The following is a 6,685-nucleotide window of genomic DNA, read 5'->3' on the forward strand; positions in this document are numbered from 1 at the left end:
GGGCAAATGTCATGGTATGATAGTAACGACTTGTGTTGTTTTGTGTTTAACCAAAAATGTAAGTTCTACATTCCAAGTCTGAATCAAAATTGTTAGTTTCGTTAAACACGCTGAGCAAATGGAAAATCTTTTAAAACGAACTATAAACGACCTTGTTACAGAGAGCCACATCAGAGCCTCTGTGCTTTACTATTTTGGCGTAAAGTTTTACGATTACAAGACGGAAACGTTGGAAGATGTTTGCTCAAGGCATGGGCTCAGGGCCGAGTCGGTAATGAAAGCCATGGAGCTGGTATCGGATAATAATGGTACAACCAAAAAACAATTGCAGTCTTTTCCTGTAGAACTGATGGTTGAATACCTTAAGCATGCCCATTATCTTTTTGTAAAAAAGCGAATTCCTTATATCGCTCAGCTTATTGATGGGCTTCAGATAGTGAACTTTAGGTATCAGTCGCTTTCTGCAGACCTAAAGTCTGTTTTTCCTCTCTTTGTTGAAGATTTTATAGAACATATTTATGAAGAAGAAGACACCTTCTTTTCTTATGTAAGCCAGCTCTCTCGCTTTCTAAAAGATGATGTGCCCAGTTCGGAGGTCTTTTACTTAATGGAGAAGTACTCGGTCAAAGAATTTGCTTTAGACCACGAGGTTCACGACAATGAAATGGAGGGATTTAGAAAGTTTACGAATAATTACACCTACTGTGAAGAAGCCGACCTTCAGATTAAAGTGCTTTACAGTGAGTTGGAAAGGCTGGAAAAAGACCTCATCTTGCACGCGAAAATTGAAAACGAGATTTTATTTCCGAAAGCGCTCCAGTTGGAACGTTTGGTGAAGCTTAAATTTTACGACCTCGCGAAACACAATTAATGGGTAGAATATTAGCCATAGATTATGGCAGTAAAAGGGTAGGACTGGCCGTAACAGACCCTCTTCAGATTATTGCATCGCCACTGGAAACGGTGCATTCCAAAGATGTTATTGCTTTTTTAAAGGCCTATGATGCTGCAGAAGGTATTGAGTCTTTTGTATTGGGAATGCCCAAAAAACTGAATGGAGAAGATACGAATGCCACACCCCTGGTAAAGCAATTTCGTAACCTTCTTAAAAAGCAGTTTCCCGAAAAACCCGTTTATTTGCATGACGAAAGATTTACCTCCAAAATGGCACTTGATGCCATGATTGCCGGAGGAATGAAGAAGAAAGATAGAAGAGAGAAGGGGAACGTAGATAAAATTAGTGCATCTATTATTCTACAATCCTACCTCGAAAGTAAAGGCATATGATTTATCCGATTCTAGCATACGGAGACAATATTTTAAGAAAAGAAGCAGAAGATTACCCACGCGATTCGGAAGACCTCACCCAGTTGGTAGAAAACATGTACGAGACCATGTACAATGCCAATGGAGTAGGGTTGGCCGCTCCGCAAATTGGTTTGTCGTACAGAATATTTGTTATCGACTCTACTCAAATGGGCGATGAAGAAGAGGGTACGGGGATCAAGAGGGCCTTCATTAACCCCGAAATATTGGACGAATATGGCAATGAATGGGCCTTTGAAGAAGGTTGCCTGAGCATACCCGATGTGCATGCCGATATATTAAGGCCCGAGAAACTTACCATTCGCTATTTTGACGAACTGTGGACTCCCCACGAAGAAGAGTTCGATAGCCTGACAGCCAGAGTGATTCAGCATGAATATGATCATCTGGATGGGGTGCTGTTTACGGATTATATTAAAGGACTCAAAAAACAAATGTTGAGAGCCAAGCTCGTGAATATTTCTAAAGGAAATGTAGATATTAAATATCGCATGAAGTTTCCGCTCAAGAAATAAGCTGCATTTTCTATCTTCATAGCAAATACACTTGTTATGAATCGAATCTTTTTAATAGGCTTACTTGTGCTTGTGTTTGGCTGTGAGCCCAACAGCAGTATACAAAATACTGATGAGAAAGCGCTGGAACACCCTTTTATACATACGGCCTACTTCTGGCTCAAAGAAGGTGTTTCTGAACAGGAGGTGGAAGCGTTTAAGGCCGATTGTGAAAAGTTGGCCGATATAGAAACGGTTCGAGCTTTTTATACCGGCAAACCGGCCAATACTACCAGAGAAGTAATAGAGAATACTTATGATTATGCTGTGGTCTTCCATTTTAAAAACCTGGAAGACCAAGAGTATTATCAGAAGCACCCATTACATCTGGAAATGATTGAGAGGCATCAACACTTGTGGCAACGGGTAATGGTTACCGATATTGAACATTGATTCAGTTGTTCTTAAAAGTGAGCCCGTACCAGTACCGTGTTCTATGGACTGGCCTATTGGTGCCAATTATATAAACAGACCCGCTTAAACCCAATTCGCCTTTGTTGGCAAGGGATAATCCCTATTTTTGCAGCATCCAAAAAACTAAACCTACCCATTTATGCAGCGATTAAACGAAATTCTGACCACTGTCGACAGTTGGATCGGAAGTTCAGACTGGTTTCCTTTTGTGTTACTGGGGACCGGACTTTTTTTCACAATCTACCTCAAATTCCCTCAGATCAGGTATTTCAGATTTGCCTTCAATGTTGTAAGAGGTAAATATGATAAAGAAGGCGATGAAGGCGATACTTCTCACTTTCAGGCCTTAACCACCGCACTCTCCGGAACGGTAGGTACCGGAAACATTGCCGGGGTAGCCTTAGCTCTTCACCTTGGGGGGCCGGCAGCACTCTTTTGGATGGTCATGACTGCCGCAATTGGTATGTGTACCAAGTTTGTGGAGGTTACTCTCTCTCATAAGTATAGAGAGAAGACTGCCGATGGCTCTATGGCGGGTGGGCCAATGTACTACATGAAGAATGCCCAATTTAAAATTGGCAATAAGTCGTTTAAGCTAGGTTGGTTGGCTGCCATATTTGCGGGAGCCACTGTGTTGTCCTCTTTCGGAACGGGCAATATGCCTCAGATCAACAGTATTGCCGGGGCCGTAAAGTCTACTTTTCAGATTGAACCATGGATAACCGGAGCTGTATTGTCTGTAATTCTGGCCGTGGTAATTATTGGTGGAATCAAAAGAATTGCCGCTGTAACGGAACGATTGGTGCCCGCTATGGCCGTAGTTTATTTTATAGGCTGTTTCTCGGTGATTTTTGCCAATGCCGGCAACATAATACCCGCAATTAGCTCGGTATTTACCAGCTTGTTTACCACCACAGCAGCTACAGGTGGTTTTTTGGGAGCAACCATTGCCTATGCCTTCAATGTGGGGGTAGGTAGAGGTTTATTTTCTAATGAAGCGGGTCAGGGTTCAGCTCCTATCGCACACGCCTCTGCAAAGGCTCATGAGCCTGTTTCGGAAGGTATGGTAGCCATTCTTGAGCCTTTTATCGATACCATAATTATTTGTTCTATTACCGGGCTTACCCTGCTTTCTTCCGGTGCATGGCAAGAAAAACATTACAACGACTTCGCTGTAACGGATATGTCTATTATAGCGGGCGCTGATTATTCGGACGATGTAAAAGAAGACAGAAAAGCATTGAAGGAGCACCTTTCCGGAGAAAACCCTTTGCCGGTATTCGATGGTATGCTACAGGTGGAGAATGGTAAAATTGTGAGTGATGTTACGGTTATTCATGCGCGATCGGTTGCGGAAGATGTAACTGTGAATGAGTACTTTGGAGGGCCTCCATTGACTGGTGAAGTAGAGATAAAGAACGGTGTTTTGCAAGATGCCAGTATTTCGTTCTACGGAAAATCATTGGTTCATAGCTCGCCACTAACGGCTATAGCCTTCACAAAAGGTTGGTTTGGCGATTATGGTCAGTACATAGTTTCTATAGGGCTTTTGCTTTTTGCTTTTAGCACGGCCATTTCATGGTCTTATTATGGAGATAGAGCTATGACGTTTCTGGCAGGGTCTGGTTCCGTAAAGTACTACAGGGTATTATATGTGGCCGGTTTCTTTGTGGCGTCAATTGCCGATACCACCATTATCTGGACTATTGCTGCTATTGCTATAGCTCTAATGACCTTACCCAACCTCTTGGGCATTTTACTCTTGAGAAAAGAAATGAAGCTAACCATTAAAGAGTATTGGGATGGCTTCAAGAAGGAATATCCTCAAGAGAAAACGCCAGAGTAGCGCGTAAAAGAACTCCAACAAAACATAACAGAAGTCAGGCCGGAACGCCTGGCTTTTTTTATAAAAAAAGGGAGCAATTTTTTGCTTAGGTCTATGGGAATTAGGGGATTACCTCGACTCCTTTCCAAAAGGCAATATAACCTTCAATGGGTTTAGCAGCTTCTTTGGTTACAGGGTAGTACCAAGCTGCGTCCTGATTTATCTTTCCGTTTACTTCCAGGTTGTAATAGCTGGCCTCGCCTTTCCACGGACAGTGGGTATGAGTATTACTCGGCTTAAAGAATGTTTCGTTGATGGATTGAGGCGGAAAGTAATGGTTTCCTTCTATAACAATGGTGTCATTACTTTCCGCTAAAATCTGATTGTTCCAAATTGCCTTCATAGTTCTATGTTTACAAAGTGAACAAGATAAAGCCTTTTGGGTTCAGCAGGGGCTACTGATCTTCGCCAAATTGTGCTTCAGCTTCGGCTATCTGACGTTCGAGCTCTTTTTCTGAATGTGCAGCTTTTTCTACCGCATCGGCTACTACCTGGGCCAGAGAAGAATCCAGAGCAGAAGGAATCACCATTTCAGCAGTAGGATTTTCCAGTGAATTGGCAATGGCATAAGCTGCAGCCAGCTTCATTTCGGTGCTAATGGTGCTTGCCCGAGCTTTTAGAGCCCCTTTAAATATGCCCGGAAAAGCCAGTACATTGTTAATCTGGTTAGGGAAGTCACTTCTTCCGGTACCTACAATAGCCGCTCCGGCCTCATAGGCATCCTTTGGCATAATTTCGGGTGTAGGATTGGCCATGGCGAAAATAATAGGGTTTTCGGCCATGTTTTGAATGTCTTCCTTAGTGAGAATATTTCCCTTACTTACCCCAATAAATACATCGGCACCCTTAATAACTTCATGAATGTCTCCTTCCACATCGTTGAAGTTGGAGTATTTAAGTAATTCTGTTTTGGCCTTATTAAGGTCGTTTCTAAAACGGTGAATGGCTCCCTGAGAATCGCACACAATAAGTGTTTTTACCGATTGACATAGTGGGGAGTCGATATGAAAACAGCGGAGCAATTTGGCAATGGCTATACCGGCCGCACCGGCTCCATTGATCACTACCTTTAGCTCGGTGAGTTTCTTGTTGGTTACTTTACAGGCATTGATGAGTGCTGCCAGAGTAACAATGGCTGTTCCATGCTGGTCGTCATGAAACACCGGAATGCCAATGTCTTGCAGTTTTTCCTCAATCTCAAAGCTTTCCGGAGCGGCAATATCTTCCAGGTTAATACCTCCAAAAGCGGGTGAAATTCTTCGGATGGTTTCAATGATATGACGGGTGTTTTTACTGTCAATACAAATAGGAACAGCATTGATTCCGGCAAACTTCTTGAACAACATGGCCTTGCCTTCCATTACCGGAAGAGAGGCCAGGGGGCCAATATCACCAAGTCCTAAAACAGCAGTGCCATTTGTCACTACCGCTATGGTATTGCCTTTTATGGTAAGGTCGTAAGCTCTTTCTGGGTTCTTCTCAATTTCTAGACAAGGTTGGGCCACGCCCGGTGAGTAAACGAGCGAAAGTTTTTCTTTGCTGTCTACTGCAATCTTGTTCACCATTTCAATCTTACCCTGCATCTCTTCATGCAGTTCTACAGACTTCTTGTATACTTCTTCCATACAAATTTAAATCAAGGGGTCAAAGTTAAGGGATTAGCCTCTTAAAAAGGCAGAAGACCATTCTATTGTTTGTTTTTAAGAGCCTTCAGGCAGTTTATTGGCTACTTTGAGTTCTTGGGTTCTCATAAAATAGAGGTAGTCTGCCAAAAGAAATGCGCCAATGCCTGAAAATATGTGCCACAGAAAGTGAGTCCCAAAGGGTATAATATCTGTAAACAGTTTATCTACTTGCCTGAAGTAAATGGCCAGAACAAAGCAAATGGCACTAATTATTATCTGAGCAGTTTTTTTAAAATGATATTTTCTTAGAATAAGGAAAACAGGGAGGAGAAAGGCAATTCCGCTGATCATGTAGGAGGTGTTTATCCCCCTTTGACCCGGAACAAGATCAATTACTCCCAGGCGCATAAGGAAAACCGGGGTAACAGCGATTATGCCCATCCACCATTTTGGTAAAGCTTTAATCCAGAAGTAAATGCTTATGACTAAGGTTAGGGCAAGAGCGGGCATAAAGTCCATGAGGAGAAAAATGCGCGAACTCCTTAATCCGTGAAAAAGCGTACTGCCCAAACCATTAAGAAAGAGCAATGGAATACAGGCTAATAAAAAACCATACTGAAGCGGGTTTTTACGAATTTTCCATAGATAATAGATCGCAGGGGCTGCAATGGCCAGCGATGAAAAGGCATTCCAGGGTTCTACAATTAAGCTGTCTGTGATATGAGTTTCGGCATACCATGGGCCTCCATCGGTTATTTGTTCCGGACCTAAATACATAACTGTGCTTAGAACTTGTTTAGTCGACTGAAAGTTGCGAAAAAGTTTGAGTTTTCTTTTGGTTTCGACAGACAGCCGGCAGAATAGTTTAACACTTTCTCAGA

The 6,685-nt window shown here is 42.5% G+C and carries 8 protein-coding genes; 5 read left to right on the plus strand and 3 right to left on the minus strand.

The window, feature by feature from the left end:
* Positions 1-118 precede the first annotated feature (118 nt).
* The 5 genes from B3O12_RS08590 to B3O12_RS08610 all read left to right on the plus strand — a co-directional run bounded on the left by B3O12_RS08590 (position 119) and on the right by B3O12_RS08610 (position 4,140).
* Entirely contained in the window at positions 119-871 is a 753-nt protein-coding gene (locus tag B3O12_RS08590) for a hemerythrin domain-containing protein (protein WP_189631646.1), read from the plus strand.
* The gene (gene ruvX / locus B3O12_RS08595) at positions 871-1,287 is read left to right on the plus strand and encodes a Holliday junction resolvase RuvX (RefSeq protein WP_189631647.1); all 417 of its coding nucleotides are present in this window, start codon (positions 871-873) and stop codon (positions 1,285-1,287) included. Before B3O12_RS08590 ends, ruvX begins: the two co-directional genes overlap by 1 nt.
* Positions 1,284-1,841 (plus strand): peptide deformylase, encoded by a 558-nt coding sequence (def, locus tag B3O12_RS08600; RefSeq protein ID WP_189631648.1) that lies wholly within the window; start codon positions 1,284-1,286, stop codon positions 1,839-1,841. The genes ruvX and def overlap by 4 nt, the downstream gene beginning before the upstream one ends.
* 36 nt (positions 1,842-1,877) lie before the next feature.
* Complete coding sequence (locus tag B3O12_RS08605; protein ID WP_189631649.1) at positions 1,878-2,273, plus strand: Dabb family protein; 396 nt, start codon at positions 1,878-1,880, stop codon at positions 2,271-2,273.
* A 160-nt stretch (positions 2,274-2,433) separates the two neighbouring features.
* A complete protein-coding gene (locus B3O12_RS08610) occupies positions 2,434-4,140 on the plus strand; it encodes an alanine/glycine:cation symporter family protein (protein WP_189631650.1) in 1,707 nt (568 codons plus the stop codon).
* A gap of 100 nt (positions 4,141-4,240) precedes the next feature.
* Here the strand turns inward: B3O12_RS08610 and B3O12_RS08615 are convergent, their stop codons facing one another.
* From B3O12_RS08615 to B3O12_RS08625, 3 genes are all read right to left on the minus strand, one after another.
* A complete protein-coding gene (locus tag B3O12_RS08615; protein ID WP_286755994.1) occupies positions 4,241-4,522 on the minus strand; it encodes a DUF427 domain-containing protein in 282 nt (93 codons plus the stop codon).
* A gap of 52 nt (positions 4,523-4,574) precedes the next feature.
* Positions 4,575-5,804 (minus strand): NAD(P)-dependent malic enzyme, encoded by a 1,230-nt coding sequence (locus tag B3O12_RS08620; RefSeq protein ID WP_286755995.1) that lies wholly within the window; start codon positions 5,802-5,804, stop codon positions 4,575-4,577.
* A gap of 75 nt (positions 5,805-5,879) precedes the next feature.
* Positions 5,880-6,581, minus strand: a complete 702-nt coding sequence (locus B3O12_RS08625; protein ID WP_286755996.1) for a ceramidase domain-containing protein — start codon at positions 6,579-6,581, stop codon at positions 5,880-5,882.
* Between the last annotated feature and the right edge of the window lie 104 nt (positions 6,582-6,685).

This window comes from Roseivirga sp. UBA838 (assembly GCF_002296035.1).
Lineage (GTDB): Bacteria > Bacteroidota > Bacteroidia > Cytophagales > Cyclobacteriaceae > Roseivirga > Roseivirga thermotolerans.